The 16916-nt window shown below is 71.5% G+C and carries 16 protein-coding genes; 9 read left to right on the top strand and 7 right to left on the bottom strand.

The features are described 5' to 3' along the window. Nucleotides 1–87: 87 nt before the first annotated feature. Together CG747_RS21415 and CG747_RS21410 are read left to right on the top strand one after the other, a co-directional pair. Nucleotides 88–825 carry a hypothetical protein gene (locus CG747_RS21415; RefSeq protein WP_100603411.1) on the top strand — a complete coding sequence of 246 codons (738 nt, stop codon included), beginning with the start codon at nucleotides 88–90 and terminating at the stop codon, nucleotides 823–825. A gap of 143 nt (nucleotides 826–968) precedes the next feature. Next, nucleotides 969–1628 (top strand): class I SAM-dependent methyltransferase, encoded by a 660-nt coding sequence (locus tag CG747_RS21410; protein ID WP_100603410.1) that lies wholly within the window; start codon nucleotides 969–971, stop codon nucleotides 1626–1628. 135 nt (nucleotides 1629–1763) lie between these two features. Here CG747_RS21410 and CG747_RS21405 read toward each other — a convergent pair whose 3' ends face one another. Continuing rightward, entirely contained in the window at nucleotides 1764–3626 is a 1863-nt protein-coding gene (locus CG747_RS21405) for a glycoside hydrolase family 15 protein (RefSeq protein ID WP_100603409.1), read from the bottom strand. Nucleotides 3627–3986: 360 nt separating this feature from the next. Here CG747_RS21405 and kdpB point away from each other — a divergent pair, with 360 nt between their 5' ends. Next, entirely contained in the window at nucleotides 3987–6251 is a 2265-nt protein-coding gene (kdpB, locus tag CG747_RS21400) for a potassium-transporting ATPase subunit KdpB (RefSeq protein WP_374701802.1), read from the top strand. Between the two features lie 18 nt (nucleotides 6252–6269). Here the strand turns inward: kdpB and CG747_RS21395 are convergent, their stop codons facing one another. Then, nucleotides 6270–8231, bottom strand: a complete 1962-nt coding sequence (locus CG747_RS21395; RefSeq protein WP_100603407.1) for an APC family permease — start codon at nucleotides 8229–8231, stop codon at nucleotides 6270–6272. Nucleotides 8232–8544: 313 nt separating this feature from the next. Here CG747_RS21395 and CG747_RS21390 point away from each other — a divergent pair, with 313 nt between their 5' ends. Next, on the top strand, nucleotides 8545–9336 hold the full coding sequence (locus CG747_RS21390) for a serine protease (protein WP_100603406.1): 792 nt from the start codon (nucleotides 8545–8547) through the stop codon (nucleotides 9334–9336). A gap of 27 nt (nucleotides 9337–9363) precedes the next feature. Next, the gene (locus tag CG747_RS21385; RefSeq protein ID WP_100603405.1) at nucleotides 9364–10116 is read left to right on the top strand and encodes a class I SAM-dependent methyltransferase; all 753 of its coding nucleotides are present in this window, start codon (nucleotides 9364–9366) and stop codon (nucleotides 10114–10116) included. 97 nt (nucleotides 10117–10213) lie between these two features. On the opposite strand, the gene CG747_RS21380 is transcribed toward CG747_RS21385, so the two are convergent. Further along, nucleotides 10214–10735: a hypothetical protein gene (locus CG747_RS21380; RefSeq protein ID WP_100603404.1), complete on the bottom strand. Its 522-nt coding sequence runs from the start codon at nucleotides 10733–10735 to the stop codon at nucleotides 10214–10216. Nucleotides 10736–10989: 254 nt separating this feature from the next. Between CG747_RS21380 and CG747_RS21375 the strand changes: the two genes are divergently transcribed. After that, nucleotides 10990–11481, top strand: a complete 492-nt coding sequence (locus CG747_RS21375; RefSeq protein WP_257980583.1) for a hypothetical protein — start codon at nucleotides 10990–10992, stop codon at nucleotides 11479–11481. Nucleotide 11482: 1 nt separating this feature from the next. Here the strand turns inward: CG747_RS21375 and CG747_RS21370 are convergent, their stop codons facing one another. After that, a complete protein-coding gene (locus CG747_RS21370) occupies nucleotides 11483–12067 on the bottom strand; it encodes a hypothetical protein (RefSeq protein WP_100603581.1) in 585 nt (194 codons plus the stop codon). A gap of 207 nt (nucleotides 12068–12274) precedes the next feature. On the opposite strand from CG747_RS21370, the gene CG747_RS21365 reads away from it, so the two are divergent. Beyond that, nucleotides 12275–12784, top strand: a complete 510-nt coding sequence (locus CG747_RS21365; RefSeq protein ID WP_100603403.1) for a DUF664 domain-containing protein — start codon at nucleotides 12275–12277, stop codon at nucleotides 12782–12784. A gap of 18 nt (nucleotides 12785–12802) precedes the next feature. Here CG747_RS21365 and CG747_RS21360 read toward each other — a convergent pair whose 3' ends face one another. Beyond that, nucleotides 12803–13306 (bottom strand): metallophosphoesterase, encoded by a 504-nt coding sequence (locus CG747_RS21360; RefSeq protein ID WP_100603580.1) that lies wholly within the window; start codon nucleotides 13304–13306, stop codon nucleotides 12803–12805. Nucleotides 13307–13315: 9 nt separating this feature from the next. Continuing rightward, a complete protein-coding gene (locus tag CG747_RS21355) occupies nucleotides 13316–14140 on the bottom strand; it encodes an SDR family oxidoreductase (RefSeq protein WP_100603579.1) in 825 nt (274 codons plus the stop codon). A 218-nt stretch (nucleotides 14141–14358) separates the two neighbouring features. Between CG747_RS21355 and CG747_RS21350 the strand changes: the two genes are divergently transcribed. Then, the gene (locus CG747_RS21350; protein WP_100603402.1) at nucleotides 14359–14862 is read left to right on the top strand and encodes a hypothetical protein; all 504 of its coding nucleotides are present in this window, start codon (nucleotides 14359–14361) and stop codon (nucleotides 14860–14862) included. 193 nt (nucleotides 14863–15055) lie between these two features. On the opposite strand, the gene CG747_RS21345 is transcribed toward CG747_RS21350, so the two are convergent. Further along, a complete protein-coding gene (locus tag CG747_RS21345; protein ID WP_100603401.1) occupies nucleotides 15056–15793 on the bottom strand; it encodes a L,D-transpeptidase family protein in 738 nt (245 codons plus the stop codon). Nucleotides 15794–16172: 379 nt separating this feature from the next. Here CG747_RS21345 and CG747_RS21340 point away from each other — a divergent pair, with 379 nt between their 5' ends. Beyond that, complete coding sequence (locus CG747_RS21340) at nucleotides 16173–16880, top strand: maleylpyruvate isomerase family mycothiol-dependent enzyme (RefSeq protein WP_180985636.1); 708 nt, start codon at nucleotides 16173–16175, stop codon at nucleotides 16878–16880. The last annotated feature ends 36 nt before the right edge of the window (nucleotides 16881–16916 follow it).

Here is a 16916-nt window from a genome sequence, read left to right as displayed (position 1 = left end):
GCCGCCGGGCGGGCATCCTCACAGAGGCGTGCTCTACTGCCGCAGCACCACCCCCCACCCTTCTACTGCACGAAGGAGACTGTGCACATGCCGCACTCCCGGTCATCCGACGACATGTCACCCATCCCCGCATCCGCCGCCGCGTCCTCCGCCGCCGACCGCCCCTTGGTGGGGCGCCGATGGGTGCTGGCGGGCCTGGCCGCGGCAGCCCCGGCGGTGCTCGCGGCCTGCGGTGGCCACAAGGGGGCTGCCGCCGCCCTCAGCCCACACGGCGCCGGGAAGGCCACCCCCGGGAACTCCACCGTGATCATGATCATTCGGCACGGCGAGAAGCCCGACAAGCACCACCCCGGTATCGACGAACACGGCCACGAGGACCACAAGTCGCTCACCCAGCGCGGCTGGGACCGGGCCAACGCGCTGCCCAAGCTCTTCGACCCGCCCGCCGGAAAGCCGCTCCCGGCCGGCATCCAGCGCCCGCGCACGATCTACGCCGCAACCGACCAGGGCCCGAACGCCGGCGCGCACCGGATGCGACAGACCGTCACCCCGCTCGCCCGTCACATGGGCCTGAAGGTCGACACCGACTACGCCGAGTCCGAGGAGGGCAACCTCGCGAAGGCCGCCCTCTCCGCCACCGGGCCCGTGCTGATCTGCTGGGAGCACAGCCGCATCCCCGACATCGTCTCCGCGCTCGGCGCGTCCGACACCGACGTCCCCGACGAGTGGCCCGACCGCTTCGACCTGGTGTGGGTGTTCACCCACACCAACGGCACCTGGGCGTTCCGGCAGGTCAACCAGCACCTGCTCCCCGGCGACGACTGACGAGGCAAACGCGTACCTGACGGTGGCATTCCCCCCGCCAATCAACCCAGGGGCGGGAAACGACCATGAGCAGAGGAGGTGACAGCGACCGGCGGCGGACGCCTTCCTCCACCCACGCCCCACACACCCACGGGGAGCCCGGCATGGCGGACAACGTTTCACACCCCCTCTTCGCACGCCTCTATCCACGCATCAGTGCCTATGCGGACGCACACGGTTCGCTGGACCACCGCCGGGAGTTGCTGTCGGGGATCCGCGGCAGCGTGGTGGAGATCGGGGCGGGCACCGGAGCGAACTTCCGGCACTATCCGCCGGAGGTGGCACGGATCGTCGCGGTCGAGCCCGAGCCCCGGCTCCGGGACCACGCCGTACGGGCCGCGTCGCAGGCGACCGTACCCGTGGAGGTGCTGCCCGGCCGGGCCGAGCGGCTGCCGCTCGCCGACGCAAGCATGGACGTGGCGGTGTTCTCGCTGGTCCTGTGCACCATCGCGGACGTACCCGCCGCGCTCGCGGAAGCCCGGCGGGTCCTCAAACCGAGCGGTGAACTGCGCTTCTACGAACACGTCCGGGCGCAGCAACCAGGCGCCCACCGGCGGCAGCGGATTCTCAACCCGCTGTGGCGACTGGCCGGTGGAGGGTGCAATCTCACGCGGGACACCGAAGCCGCCATCCGCAGGGCGGGTTTCACGATCGAGACCGTGCGCCGCTTCGACTTCCGTCCCAACGGCAGACCGAACCCGGCTTCCCCCTCGATCATCGGGACCGCTCGCCGGACGGGGTGCGGGACGGCGATCGAGGCGTGAGGCGCGAGGTGTGAGGCAGGGTGACCGGGGTGGCGCGGCACGGCTCGGCGGCCGACCACCTGGGCGCACGCCCATCCCGTCACCGCCGCCGCCTTCGCCCCCGCCTCCGTCCCCGTCCCGGGTCTGCCGGTCGTGTCAGCCGAGGGCCCGGTCCAGGTTGAACGCCGCACTGATCAGGGCGAGGTGGGTGAACGCCTGGGGGAAGTTGCCGATCTGTTCGCCGGTGTAGCCGATCTCTTCGGCGTAGAGGCCGACGTGGTTGGCGTAGGTGAGCATCTTCTCGAAGGCGAGCCGGGCCTCGTCCACCCGGCCGGCGCGGGAGAGCGCCTCCACGTACCAGAACGAGCAGATCGAGAAGGTGCCTTCCTCGCCGCGGAGCCCGTCGGGGCTGTTCTTGGGGTCGTAGCGGTAGACGAGGGAGTCGGAGACCAGTTCTTCGCCGAGCACGTCCAGGGTGGAGAGCCACTTCGGGTCGGTCGGCGAGATGAATTTGGCCAGCGGCATCATCAGGACCGAGGCGTCCAGGACGTCGGCGCCTTCGTACTGGACGAACGCCTGGAGTTCGGTGGACCAGCCGCGCTCCATGATGCGCCGGTAGATCGCGTCGCGCGCCTGGGACCAGTGGGGCATGTCCGCGGGCAGACCGCGGTGGCGGGCGATCCGCATGGCCCGTTCGATGGCCACCCAGCACATCAGCTGTGAATAGAGGAAGTTCTGGATCTTGCCGCGCGTCTCCCAGATGCCCTCGTCCGGCTGGTCCCAGTTGTCACACACCCAGTTCACCAGGCCGCAGACGGTGTCCCAGTGCTCACTGGAGAGCGGCTGCCCCCATTTGTCGTAGAGATAGAGGGAGTCGATGAGGGCACCGTAGATGTCGAGTTGGAGCTGACTGACGGCGGCGTTGCCGATACGGACCGGCGCGGACCCCAAGTGGCCTTCCAGGTGCGGGAGTTCGACTTCGGGGAGTTCGCTGCGGCCGTCGATGCCGTACATGATCTGGAGCGGGCCGTGCGCACAGTCCTTCGGACAGACCTTCGTGGACAGGAAGTGCACGAAGGACTCCGCCTCCTCGGTGAAGCCGAGGCGGAGCAGGGCGTAGATGCAGAAGGCGGCGTCCCGGACCCAGGCATAGCGGTAGTCCCAGTTGCGCTCGCCGCCGATCTGCTCGGGCAGGCTGGTGGTGGGGGCGGCGACGATGGCGCCGGTCGGTGCGTAGGTGAGCAGTTTGAGGGTGAGCGCGGAGCGGTGCACCATCTCCCGCCAGCGTCCGCGGTAGCGGGAACGGGCGAGCCAGCTGCGCCAGTAGCGCACGGTGGCGCCGAAGAGTTGCTCGGCCTCCCGGACCGCGCAGAACCTGGGCTCGATGCCGTCGCCGATGCGGTCGAGGGCGAAGACGGCGGCTTCGCCCTCGGCGAGGGTGAAGGAGGCGCGGGCGTCCGGTCCGTCCGGTGCGACGGGCACGCTGGAGGTGAGGGCGAGGGAGAGCTCCGGGGAGTCGAAGACGGTCACGCCGCTGTGGTGGGTGCGGACGGTGTGCGATTGCCGGCCGTAGTCGAAGCGGGGTGCCACGCGTACGGAGAACGGGAGGGAGCCGCGGACGCACAGCACCCGGCGGATCAGCCGGTGCCGGCTCGCCTCGCGGGGGTCGCCGACGATCGGCATGAAGTCCTGGACCTCGCCGACGCCCTTGTCCGCGAAGAAGCGGGTGATCAGGATGTTGGTGTCGGGGAAGTAGAACTGCTTGGTGCGGGCCGGTACGTCCGGGCCGAGTTCGAAGGCCCCGCCGCGGTCGGCGTCCAGGATCGCGGCGAAGACACTGGGGGCGTCGAAGCGGGTGCAGCAGTACCAGTCGATGGTGCCGTTGGTGCCGACGAGGGCGGCGGTGCGCATATCGCCGATCAGGCCGTGTTCGGCGATGGGGACGTAACGCGGGGCGTCGGCTCTGCTGGGGCGGAGGCTCGGGGTTGGTGCCGCCATGGGCCGCGTGGGCGTCGTCATCGTTCCTCCCCTGCGCTCGGGGACGAGCAGGAGCAGTGGATTCAGGCTACCTCCGGGCGACCCCGTGCCGCCCGTCCGCCTGGTGGGCGGAACCGGTCCGGAGACCAGTCCGGGAGCCCGTCCGAGGGCCGGTCCGGGTGCCGCTGATGGCAAGCCGTGGCCAGGGCCGTAAGAGAGCCGCAAATTCCGTTCGGGGCCGGGCCTGCGCCGGTGGGCGAGGCCCTAGATTCGGTTCCGGCCGGGAGACGGTCATGGACGGCGGATGCGCAGGTCAAAGGCCGTCTGATGCCTCATGCGCAGGTCCCGGTCCGGCGTCTCCGCGGCCTCTTCCCCGTGCCCGCTCGTCCAGAAAGCATTCGCATGCCTGCTGCCCCGTCCCGTGTTCCCACCACCCCGCCGGCGGCTCCGGCGCCCGGCGCGGGCGGGGTCCCCGCCCGGGGCGTGTCCGGCGGCGGGGGCCACCGCGGGCGGCGACGGCGGGCGCCGGCCGGGCTGTTCGATCCGCGGGTGCTGCTGACGGCCTTGCCGGAGGCGTTGCGCAAGCTCCATCCGCGGGCGCTGGCCGCGAATCCGGTGCTCTTCGTCGTGGCCTGCGGTTCGCTGCTGACCACGTTGTCCGCGGTGCTGCATCCGTCGGTGTTCAGCTGGGTGATCAGCGGCTGGCTGTGGCTGACGGTGCTGTTCGCGCAGCTCGCGGAGGCGGTCGCGGAGGGCCGGGGCCGGGCGCAGGCGGCGTCGCTGCGGCGGGCCCGGACGGATCTCACGGCCCGGCTGCTGCGGGACAACTGGCGGGTGGGCGTCCACCTGGACAGTGCCGTCACCGAGACGGTTCCGGCGTCCGATCTTCGGCCGTTCGACTTCGTGCTGGTGGCGGCCGGTGAGACGGTCCCCGCGGACGGCGAGGTGGTCGAGGGGGTGGCGAGTGTCGACGAGTCGGCGGTGACCGGGGAGTCGGCGCCGGTGCTCCGTGAGGCGGGCGGCGACCGGTCCGGTGTGACGGGCGGGACGACGGTGCTCTCGGACCGGATCGTCGTACGGATCACCTCACGGGCCGGGCATTCCTTCCTGGACCGCATGATCACGCTGGTGGAAGGGGCGGCACGGCAGCGGACGCCGAACGAGATCGCGCTGCACATCCTGCTGGCGGCGCTGACCATCATCTTCATCCTGGTGGTCGTCGCGCTGCAGCCGATGGCGACGTATGCGGGGGCGGCGCAGCAGACGGCGGTGCTGGTGGCGCTGCTGGTGACGCTGATCCCGACGACGATCGGGGCGCTGCTGTCGGCGATCGGGATCGCCGGGATGGACCGCCTGGTGCAGCGCAACGTGGTCGCCATGTCCGGGCGCGCGGTGGAGGCCGCGGGGGACATCAACACGCTGCTGCTCGACAAGACGGGGACCATTACGCTCGGTCACCGGGAGGCGGTGGCGTTCGTGCCGTTGCCGGGGCTGGACGAGCTGGCGCTGGCGGATGCCGCGGCGCTGTCGTCGTTGGCGGACGGGACGCCGGAGGGGCGTTCCGTGGTGGCGCTGGCCCGGGAGAAGTACGGGCTGCGGGCGCCGGACGAGAAGGAGCTGTCGTTCGTCCGGTACGTGGCGTTCAGTGCGCGGACGCGGCTGAGCGGGGTGGATCTGCGCTGGTCGGAGGGTGCCGGGTCGGCGGGTGGGGCCACGGGCGGGGCGGCCGGTGTCGCAGGCGGGGCGGGGCGGCCTTCGGAGTATCCGGGCGAGGTGGTGCTCCGCAAGGGGGCGGCCGCGCAGATCATCGAGTGGGTGGCGCAGCGGGGTGGTGAAGTGCCGGCGCAGGCACGGTTGTTCAGCGATGCGATCAGTTCGTCCGGCGGGACGCCGCTGCTGGTCGCGGTGGACGATCGGCAGGGGCCGCGGGTGCTGGGGGTGGTGCATCTCAAGGACGTGGTGAAGGAGGGGATCCGGGAGCGGTTCGCCGAGTTGCGCCGGATGGGCATCCGGACGGTGATGGTCACGGGCGACAATCCGCTGACGGCCGCGGCGATCGCGCGGGAGGCCGGGGTGGACGACTGTCTGGCGGAGGCCACGCCGGAGGACAAGCTCGCGTTGATCGTCCGGGAGCAGGCGGGCGGCCGGCTGGTGGCGATGACCGGTGACGGGACCAATGACGCGCCGGCGCTGGCGCAGGCGGACGTCGGGGTGGCGATGAACACCGGTACGTCCGCCGCGAAGGAGGCCGGGAACATGGTCGATCTCGATTCCAACCCGACCAAGTTGATCGAGATCGTCGAGGTGGGCAAGCAACTCCTCATCACCCGGGGCGCGTTGACGACGTTTTCGATCACCAACGACGTGGCCAAGTACTTCGCGATCATTCCGGCGATGTTCACGGGGGTGTATCCGGGGCTGTCCGCGCTGAATGTGATGGAGCTGCACAGTCCGACGTCGGCGATCACCTCGGCGATCATTTTCAATGCGCTGGTGATCGTGGCGCTGATTCCGCTGGCGCTGCGCGGGGTGCGGTACCGGCCGGCTTCGGCGCATGACCTGTTGCGCCGGAATCTGGCGTTCTTCGGGCTGGGCGGTCTGGTGGCGCCGTTCGTCGGCATCAAGCTGATCGATCTGGTGATCTCGGGGATTCCGGGACTGGGGTGACGGCGGCGGGTCCGGTGTTCAGCCGACGTGGACGCGGGGTCGTCGGCTGCGGTCCGGTTCGGCCTCGCGCAGCACTTCCCGGGTGACGGGGGCGACCTCGCCCTGGCCGAAGAGGAAGAAGCGGAGGAACTGCGCGAAGGGGTTGCCCTCGGTCCACTCGAAGTAGATGTGCGGCCGTTGGCCGGTGCTGTCGCGGACGTAGAGCAGCAGGGCGGCCAGGGCGTTGGAGACGGTGGAGCTCTCCAGGCACAGCACGCGGTAGCGGCCGTGCATGACGTAGCCGTGGACGTGGAGTTCGCTTTCGAATTCGGAGGGGTCGCGGATGGTGACTTCGACGAACACCAGGTCGTCTTCCGGGGGGATGTCGTTGTCGGCGCGGATCTGCTGGGCCTTGTCGCGGTATTCGGCGAGGTCGCGTTGGTCGGGCTCGTTGGCGATGAAGCGGATGCGGCGCTGGGCGATGTCGCGGACGAAGCGGGCGGCGGTGTCGTCGAGGATGACGTCGCTGACGCGCAGTTCGAAGGCGCGGGCGAGCCGCGAGGTGAAGGAGAGCAGGATGATGCCGGCGATGAAGCAGGCGCCGATCTTCACCCCGTCGGGCCTTTCGATGACGTTGGTGACGGTGGTGTAGAGGAACACCACCGAGATGACCGCGAATCCGATGGCCCAGCCGCGTTGCCCGGCGCGGCGGGCGGCGATGGTCACCGCGATGGCCGCGGAGCTGATGAGGACGAGGACACCGGTGGCGTAGGCGCTGCCCTGGGCGTCGACGTTGGCGTCGAAGATCCAGGTGACCAGGAAGGCGACGGCGGTGAAGACCAGCACCATGGGGCGGACGGCGCGGGCCCAGTGGGGGGCCATGCCGTAGCGCGGGAGGTACTGGGGCATCAGGTTGAGCAGGCCGGCCATGGCGGAGGCGCCGGCGAACCAGAGGATGGCGATGGTGGAGACGTCGTAGACGGTGCCGAAGGCGGAGCCGAGGTATTCGTGTGCGAGGTAGGCGAGGGCGCGGCCGTTGGCGGATCCGCCGGGTTTGAAGGCGGGGGCCGGGATGAGGAGGGTGGTGACGAAGCTGGTGATGATGAGGAAGACGCTCATGATGACGGCGGCGGTGGTGAGCAGCTTCTTGGCGCCTCGGATCCGTCCGGTGGGGCGTTCTTCGGTGTCGTCGGGGTCGCCTTCGATATGGGGCATGACCGCGACGCCGGTTTCGAATCCGGAGAGGCCGAGGGCGAGTTTGGGGAAGACGAGGAGGGCCACCGCGACCATGGCCGGAATGCTGCCGTGTTGGATGGTCAGTGCCCGGGTCCAGTCGGTGACGACGTGGCCGGCGGTGACCACGTGCCAGACACCGACGGTCGCGACGACGGCGTTGAGCGCGAGGTAGGTGCCCACGAGGACGACGGCCACCCCGATCGCTTCGAGGAACCCCTTGAGGAAGACCGCGCCGAGCAGCGCGACCAGGATCAGCGTGACGATCATCTGCCGGCCCTGGAGCGCGCTGTGGACGTGGGGGTTCTCGACGAGGTGGGTGGCGGCGTCGGCGGCCGACAGGGTGATGGTGATGAGGAAGTCGGTGGCGGCGAAGCCGAGGAGGGTGAGGACGAACAGCTTGCCCTTCCAGAAGGACAGCAGCCGTTCCAGCATGGCGATGGAGCCCTGGCCGTGCGGGCTCTCCCTGGCGACGCGGCGGTACACCGGGAGTGCGCCGGCGAGGGTGACGGCGACGAGGACGAGGGTGGCGACGGGTGAGAGGAGCCCGGCGGCCAGGGCGGCGATGCCGGGCTGGTAGCCGAGGGTCGAGAAGTAGTCGACGCCGGTCAGGCACATCACGCGCCACCACCGTTGTCCGTGGTGGCCGGTTTCCGGCTCCGCACGCTGGTGTTTGCCCATGTCGGCCACCCCTTGCAGCATCCAGGTGCGCAGGCGGTGCCGCGTCGTGGACCGGGAACCGGCACCGGCGGGGGTGGAGGCGGCCATCGTGAGCTCCTGTCGTACACCGAAAGGATCCGGCCATCGTGAGGCAGCGGGCTCAGCGTACGCACTTCCGGGGCCCTCGCCGCGGTGTTCGATGCCCGGGCCGGATCGTGTCTCGGGTGGGCCGGTGTGCGCGGCGGTGCCCGGTACCGGACCGGCCGGTCGGTGCGCGGCGGCGGTGCGGGTTCAAACTCCGTCGCGTCGAATACCACCAATTCGATGGAACGGGCTCGCTCTTCGCCCCCGGTGTGCCGCGGTGTCCTTGAGGATCGCCTGACCAGGAGGGGTCCGGGCCGATTCGGATGCGGGAGGCGGAATGGCACGGTCATGGCTGCGGGGTGGGGCGGCGGCGGCCGCGGTGTTCGGTGCGGTGCTGGCCGCGGTGCCACCGGCGACCGCGATGGCGGGCCGGGTGGTGCCGGACACCCGCATCGTCGGCGGGAAGAACGCGGACGTGCGGGACGTGCCGTGGCAGGTGTCGCTGCGCAGCCGCGAAGGGCACATCTGCGGTGCTTCGATCATCCGTGCCGATGCGGTGGTGACCGCGGCCCACTGCACCGTGGGGGCACCGCCCGCCGCGCTGAGCGTGCGGGCGGGCAGCAGCGCCCGTGGGTCGGGTGGGCAGGTCGTACCGGTGGCGCGGGTGCTGCGGCACCCGAAGTACAACGCCGCCACGATCGACTACGACGTGGCGGTGCTGGTCCTGGCGTCCCCGCTGAAATTCGGGGACGGGGTGCAGGCGGTCCCGTTGATGGCTGAGGGCAGGGAGCCCACGGCGGGCACACCGGCGACGGTCACCGGCTGGGGGGCGACGCACGACGGCGGCGCGCTGCCGGAGCGGCTGCGGCGGGTCGACGTGCCCAAGCTCAGCGACACCTACTGCAAGGGGGCGTACGGACCGTCCTCCATCACCCCGCGGATGACGTGTTACGGCTACCAGGAGGGCCGCAAGGACGCATGCCAGGGCGACAGCGGCGGTCCGTTGGTGGTGGACGGGCATCTGGCGGGCATCGCGTCGTGGGGGACGGGGTGTGCCGCGCCGCGGCATCCCGGGGTGTACACCAAGGTCAGCGATCCGGCGATCCATCAGTACATCGCGCAGTCGTAGGGCGGGCCCGGCGCCTATGCTGTCGCGGTGTTCGCACCCGAGGGTCCTACGTTCCGTGAGCTCGCCGTTCAGGCGCTGTCGTCCGTCGAGCGGGGCTACGACCTGCTCTCCCCGAAGTTCGACCGGACGCCGTTCCGGACGCCGGACGCGGTGCTGGATCCGGTGGTGCGGGAGTTGCGGGAGCTCGGCCCGTTCGGCAGTGGGCTGGACCTGTGTTGCGGTACGGGTGCGGGGATGGACGTGCTGCGGCGGGTGTGCCGGGAGCGGGTGACCGGTGTCGACGTCAGCGCGGGGATGCTCGCGGTGGGACGGGACCGCGCCGCGGGACCTGGGCGCGACGGGTCCGGGCCGTCGCCGGAGTGGGTGCGGGCGGACGCGCGGGCGCTGCCGTTCGGGCCGGTCTTCGATGTCGTGGTGAGTTTCGGGGCGTTCGGGCATTTTCTGCCGCGGGAGCGCCCTGGGTTGTTCGCGCAGGTGCGGTCGGTGTTGCGGCCCGGTGGGCGGTTCGTGTTCCCGGTGATGGCGCCCGCCCGGCCGGGGTCGCCGTTGTACTGGGCGCTGTGGGGTTTCGATGCGGCGATGCGGGTGCGCAATGCGCTGTGGCGGCCGCGGTTCGTGATGTATTACCGGGGTTTCCGGCTCGCGGAGGTGGCGGCCGAGCTGGTGCGGGCCGGGTTCGCGGTGGAGCTGCGGGCGGTGCCCGAGCTGGGGCGGCGGGCGGACGGCAGTCCCCGGTGCCGGCTGGTGGTGGCGACCCGGGTGGACCCGCGGGCCGGCTGAGCCGTCACCGGCGGCGGGCCGGCCGGGATGGCCGGGCCGCCGCCGGTGACCGGTGGGGTGCCGCTCGTGCCTGGCGGACGGCGGCGGGTGCCCGTGGTCAGCCGATGCCGACCTTGGACAGCGCGGTGGTCCAGTCGGTGGCGATGGCGTTGCGCGCGTCGTCGAGGGTGACGTCGCCGTTGCAGACGGCGGTCTTCAGTTTGTTCTCGACGGAGTCCTTGCTGGCGGCGGGCTGGTTGCCGTAGCGGGGCTCGGGCCAGAGGTTCTTGGGGTCGCGCGGAGCGCCGCCGAGTTCGAGGGGGACGAGGTGGTCCTCTTCGTAGTCGGCGGTGTTGGTGTCGCTGTAGCCGTACTCGCCGATCTGCTTGATCTTCAGCGGCGTGGTGTAGGAGACCGGCGGGCGGACCGTCTTGGTCCAGCCGGGGACGCAGATGGTCGAGGCGATGGTGGACTGGGTGACGTCCGGGTTGAAGGCGCCGGGGGTGCAGGCCGAGTCCGGGAGGGGCAGCCGGGACTGGGAGCAGGTGGCGGCGTGGGCGCTGCCGGTGGTGAGGAGGAGTCCGGCGGAGGCGAGGGCGAGTGCGGTGGTCGCGGAGGCGAATCGGCGTATCGATCGCATGGGGGCTCCGAGGTCGGGCCCGGCCTCGTGCCGGGCAGGTGTCGTCATGGGACCACCCCACGGTCTATGCGGGTAGACCTTCGAGATGAACAAGGTGTGTACATGCCAAAATGTGACTGTTGCATGGGGAACCGTTGGCCAACTCCTGGGCCGGGTAGGGTTGTTCGCATGACGCAGCACGACGTCGCACCGTTGCCTGAGTTCGCCACCCATGAGCCACGCCACCTGGTCACGTCTGTGTCGTTGAGTCCTTCGTGAGCTCATATCCGGACCCCTCGACCACCGGCGCGGCCACCTGTGACCTGTGCCATTACCGTCGTCCCGCCGTCGGCGCGCCCGCCCTGGCCGTGCGGCCCCCGATCGGTCCGCAGCGGCAGGTGCGGCTGTGCGCGCCGTGCGGGGAGGACCGCCCCGGCCGCCGGCGCCGCGAGTTGATCGAGGAGGACTTCAGCTGGCAGTCGATGTCCCGTCAGGCCCACGACCTGGCGGACGCCTACACGGCCGGCCGATGGCTGCCCTACGAGGACGAGCACCACTGGGCCTGGGGCCTGGCCAGGGCGCACTGGACGCGGCCCGCGCTGGAAGTCGCGCTGGGCGACCCCAATCCCTACCTCCGGGCCGGCCGCCTGGTCCGGGTGGTGGAGCCGCTGCCCCGCATCCTCACCGTCGTCGGCCCCGGCGACCGCGCGCTGCGGCCGGTCCAGGCCCTGCTGGACACCCTCGCCGCACGGTCCGCGCGGCGCTGACTCAACGCCGCCCGCCGGTGCCGACCGGTCCGCGGGCCCGGCTCCGCCCCTCGCCCGAAGAACGGCGCCGGCGCCGCCAGTAGGAGACGGTGACGGCTCCCAGCAGCGGCCCCCACAGGAACAGCGGCTGGTAGAGGATGCCGACCACGATGTTCCCGGTGGGCGTCATGTCCGCATGGGGGTACGACCACCACCAGGGCACGCGCGCCCAGAGCACGGTCAGCGCCAGCGCGCCGAGTCCGGCCGGGACGGCGGCGGCCACCGGGTGGACGGTCCGCCCGCCGAGCAGCGGCACCCGGCGCGGCACGACCTCGCCCCACGGCCGCACCAGGCCGATCGTCAGCAGCGCCGCGAGCTCGCTGAACACGCTGAGCGCCAGCATCCAGACCTTGGCGCCGGCGGTGTCGAACGGTACGAAGCCCTCGGCGGTGTAGCCCGCCGGGTGCCCCGCCACCATGGCGAGCCGCCACAGTCCGCTGGGCAGCACCGCCAAGGCCGTCAGATGCGCCGCCCATACGGCCCAACACGGCGCCGATTCAAGGGAGTTGTGGAGGTGGCTCGCGGTTTTCGGGTTGCCTGTGTGCATGGGTTCGATCGTGCCGGGCGGACGGGCGGACGCCATCGGCCTGGGGGTCGGACCCGTATGGTCCACGGGGGTGATCCCGGGTCGCCGGGCTTCCGCCATGCGGCGGAGCGGCCGTCCACCCCGGTGCGCCGGGCGGTGGCCGCCCGCCCGGCTTGCGACGATGGCCGGACCGCAGCCACCGGCCGTCCCCCACCGTACGGAGCCGCCATGTCCGCCAGCACCGATCTGCTCGTCGACGCCTTCGGCCGGATCCGCGAGGTCGTCGAGGAGGTGGTCGACGGCCTCGACCCCGAACAGCTCGGCACCCGTCCCGACGGGCGGGCCAACTCCATCGCCTGGTTGGTCTGGCACCTCACCCGGGTCCAGGACGACCACATCGCCGGGGTGGCCGGCACCGAGCAGGTCTGGAGCTCGGACGAGTGGTACGAGGCGTTCGGGCTGCCGTTCCCCGCGCAGGACATCGGCTACGGGCATTCCCGGAAGGACGTCGCGAAGGTGCGGGGCCTGAGCGCGGAGCTGCTGACGGACTATCATGCGGCGGTGCACGAGGGCACGGTGCGGTACCTGTCCACGCTCGCGGTGAAGGACCTCGGCCGGGTCGTCGACCGGAGCTGGTCGCCGCCGGTCACCCTGGGCGTCCGGCTGGTCAGCGTGGTCGCGGACGATCTCCAGCACGCCGGCCAGGCGGCCTACGTGCGCGGCCTGCTGGGCGCCTGACCCGCCGCGGGGCGCCGCTCAGCGCCGGAGCGGCAGCCGGTGCAGCACCACCTCGGTGAGCCGGCCACCGGCGATCTCCGCGGTCATGTACGTGCACGAGGGCTGCCGGCGGCGGTCCGTCGGCGACCCGGGGTTCAGCAGGCGCAGTCCCGTCTCCGTCGTGGTGTCCCAGGGGATGTGACTGTGTCCGAAGACCAGCACGTCGAGGTCGGGGAAGCGGTCCGCGCAGCGGCGTTCCCGGCCCTGGGCGGGGCCGGTCTCGTGGACCACGCCGAGCCGTAGTCCGTCCAGGTCCTCGTGTGCCACCTCCGGCAGGCGGGCGCGCAGTGCCGGGCCGTCGTTGTTGCCGTACACCGCGATCAGCCGGCGGGCCCGGGTCTGGAGCAGGTCCAGGGTGGCCGGGTCGGTCCAGTCGCCGGCGTGCACCACGACGTCGGCACGCGGGAGGGCGTCGAGCAGTTGCGGCGGCAGGGCCCGGGCGCGCTGCGGGACATGGGTGTCGGAGGTGAGCAGAAGGCGCAGCGGCACGGGTCAGTGCTCCTGGGCGGTGGGGCGGACCATGATCTCGTTGATCGCCACCCGGGCCGGCTGGGTGACCACGAAGGCGATGGCGCGGGCGATGTCCTCGGCGTGCAGCCAGGCGTCCCGGGGCATGCCGTGGGCCGACGCGGCCTGGCCGCCGAGGGTCATCTCCGTGGTGGTCATGCCCGGTTCGACCAGTCCGACACGGACGCCCCGGCCGGTTACCTCCTGGCGCAGGGCCTCGCTGAAGGAGCACACCGCGTGCTTGGTGGCGGAGTAGACACTGTTGTCCTTGCGGGGCACCCGGCCGGCCACCGAACTGACGGTCACCAGGTCGGCGACGCCGCGCGGTCCGGAGCCGGCGGCGCGCAGGAGGTGCGGGAGCGCGGCGTGCGACATCTTCAGGACGGCCTTGAAGTTGAGGTCGACCATCCGGTCCCAGTCCTCGGGGTCGCTGTCCTCGACCGCGCCCCGGGCGCCGTATCCGGCGTTGTTCACCAGTACGTCCAGGCGGCCGAAGCGCTCCACGGTCCGCCGGACCGCCTCCTGGGCCTGTTCCGCGTCGCCGAGGTCGGCGGAGAGCGCGACGGCCGGGCCGCCGCCCTGTTCAGCGATCGCCTCCGTCACCGCGTACAGGCGGTCGGCGCGGCGCGCGACGAGAGCGAGGGCGCAGCCCTCCCGGGCCAGTGCCAGTGCGGTGGCGGCCCCGATTCCGCTGGAGGCGCCGGTGACCAGCGCGACGCTGCCGGCCAGTGGTGTGCGGTCGGTGGCGGCGGGCGCCGTGCTGGTGGCGCGGTCCGCGGTCGCCGGGGTGTCGGTGCTGCCCGTGGCCATGATGGTGTCGTGCCCCTCGTCGTCGGCGGTGTCCCCCCGTTGCGGTCCCGGGACGTTTACCCCGTCGGGTAACAGATGCACCATCATTCACCGGCGCCACTCGCCGCTACGGGCGTGCGCGTCCGTCGGCCCGAAGACCTCTCCGTGGCGCGGTGCGGGCGCTCGAACAGCGGGTATCACCCAGGGGAATCTGCTTCTCACGCTCCCAGGAGCCGCTCATGAAGCACACCCATCCCCAGCCCGGTGACATAGGGCTCACCCAGATCTCCGGTGTCACCGGCCGGTTGATCCGCTTCGGCCAGTGGATCAACGGAGACGGCGTCGCCGACTACGAACACGCCTTCCTGGTACTGCCCGGCGACCGGCTGCTGGAGGCCGAGCCGGGCGGTGCCCGCGTCCGGCCGCTCAGCGGGTACGACGGCTCCGACGTGCTCTACGTGTGCCCGAAGCGGCTCACCGAGCAACAGCGCGAAGGGATATGCGCGGCAGCCGATCGCTACGTGGGCGTGCCGTACAGCTTCCTCGACTACCTGGCGATCGCAACCCACCGCATCCATCTGCCCGTTCCGGGGCTGCGCCGCTATGTGGCCAGCACCCGGCACATGATCTGCTCCCAACTCGTCGACCAGTGCTATCAGGACGCGGGTGTCCATCTCTTCGCGGACGGCCGTTGGCCCGGCTATGTGACGCCGATGGCCCTGTACACCCTGCTCGCCCACTGAGGCGGGCGGCGGAGGGGGCCCGGCGGGGGCACCGGCCGGCGGTCCGGGTGGCTCCCACGGGCCTTTCGCCGAGGCGGCGTTGTCGGGCCCCTCGGCCAGTACTCAGGTGAGGACGCTGACGCCCTTCTGCCCTGACGGTGCCCTGAGGAGCGCGGGCGTGCCGGCCGGAGCGGCGGCACGCCCGCGGCGGTGCTCAGGTGCCGGGCTTGCGGCCGTAGACGTACACGTCGTCGCCGTTGTGCAGCAACGACCAGTACTTCTTCGCGTCGTTGGTGCGCATGTTGACGCAGCCGTGCGAACCGGGGGCGGACCAGACGCTGCCACTGATCGCGTGGAACGCCTCACCGCCGTCGAAGAACTGACTGTAGGGCATGGGCGTGTGGTAGATGGTCGACACGTGGTGCAGGTGCCGCCAGTAGACGCGCTTGAGCCCGGTGCGGGTCTCGTCGCCGTTGCGGCCGGTGCGGACCGGTACGGGTCCGTAGACCAGCCGTCCGCCGTCCTGGATCCAGCTGAGCTGGCGTGTCAGGTCGACGCAGGCGATCCGCCCCTTGTTGGTGGGGCACTTGTGGGCGCTGTTCGGGTGGCTGCCGGCGGCCCGTTGCTTGGCCACCAGCTGCATCACGTTCCAGGTGACCGGGCCGGCGTAGCCGTAGTTGGGGGTGATGCCGTGGCTGTTCTGGAAGGCGCGGATCGCCCGGCAGTCGGACGCCGACTGCCGACCGTCGACCTTGAGCCCGAGGAACCGTTCGGCCTGGCTCTGGTAGGGGCCGCGGAGTCCGTAGCAGCCCGAACCGGCGGCCTGGGCGGGGGAACTCAGGGCGACCGTCAGCGGGAGGGTGAGGGTCGTGAGGGCGAGCGCCGCGCCCGCACGCCGGCCGAGGGCACCGGCCGCGGGTCTGCGGAGTCGGATGGGTATGCGTCGCTTCATGTCCGGTAGGACTCCTGGCCCCGCGGGGCGGTTGCGGTCGGAGGTGGGCGGCAGCGCCTTATGCGCCAAAAAACGGGGGGATCGGCGCCCGGTGACGGTGGTCGCGGGGCGGTTCCGTCCAGCGCGGTATGGGGAGTTGATGTCCGATGGTGACGCTTGGCACCGTTCTCGCCGATCCCACCGTTCTATGACCAATGCCCCGACTTCCTCCGTGTTCGGGTTCCCCATCAACCCGGCAGATCGGTTGACGAGGCCGAAGCGTGCCACCTAGAGTCCCCACACCTACCGACATGCGGATTTGATATTCCATTGAGCGGAATTGCTCCGGAGATGGGACACCGCATGACAGACCGCGCACGACCGGCAGATGAGGGCTGAGATGCACAACACCGAGGCACTGGTCCCCATCACCGCGTCCACGGAGCGTTTCGTACGGACCGTCAGAGCGCTCGCCGACACGGACATCGGCGGCGCGACGCTGGTGCCGCCGTGGACCCGCGGCCATGTGATCACCCATGTGGCGCGCGCCACCGACAGCCTCTGCCGGCTGCTCACCTGGGCCCGCACCGGCGTGGAGACCCCGCAGTACGCCAGCATGGACGCCCGGGCCGCCGAGATCGAGGCCGGCGCCCGGCGCCCGGTCCGCGAGCTGGCGGCCGACGTCGTGGCCAGCGCCGAGCGCTTCGACCACGCCGTCCGGGCCCTACCCGAAGCGGCCTGGAGCCATGAGGTGCGGATGCGCACCGGTGAACTGCGGACCCCGGCCGCCCTGGTGCCCACCCGGCTGCGGGAACTCGAAGTCCACCACGTCGACCTGGCCGCCGGCTACGCCTTCGCCGACGTACCGCCCGAGGCCGCCCGCTGGATCATCGACGACCTCCTCGAAGCGCAGCGCCGACGCACCGACGTCCCGCCCCTGCGCGTCGAGGCGACCGACACCGATCTGGTCCAGGAGCTGGGCACCGGCGGGCCGACCGTGACGGGCGCCCAGGCCGATCTGCTCGGCTGGCTCACCGGCCGTGCCTCCGGCGCAGCCCTCTCGTCGTCCGGGCCCGGCCCGGTTCCCCCGGCGCCGTACTGGATCTGAACCCACCCGCCCCGCGCGAGCGGGCAAGACGGCCGC

Source organism: Streptomyces sp. CB02959, from assembly GCF_002803155.1.
GTDB lineage: Bacteria > Actinomycetota > Actinomycetes > Streptomycetales > Streptomycetaceae > Streptomyces.
The sequence above is the reverse complement of the archived record's forward strand: the minus strand, read 5'-3'. Positions and strand labels throughout refer to the sequence as shown.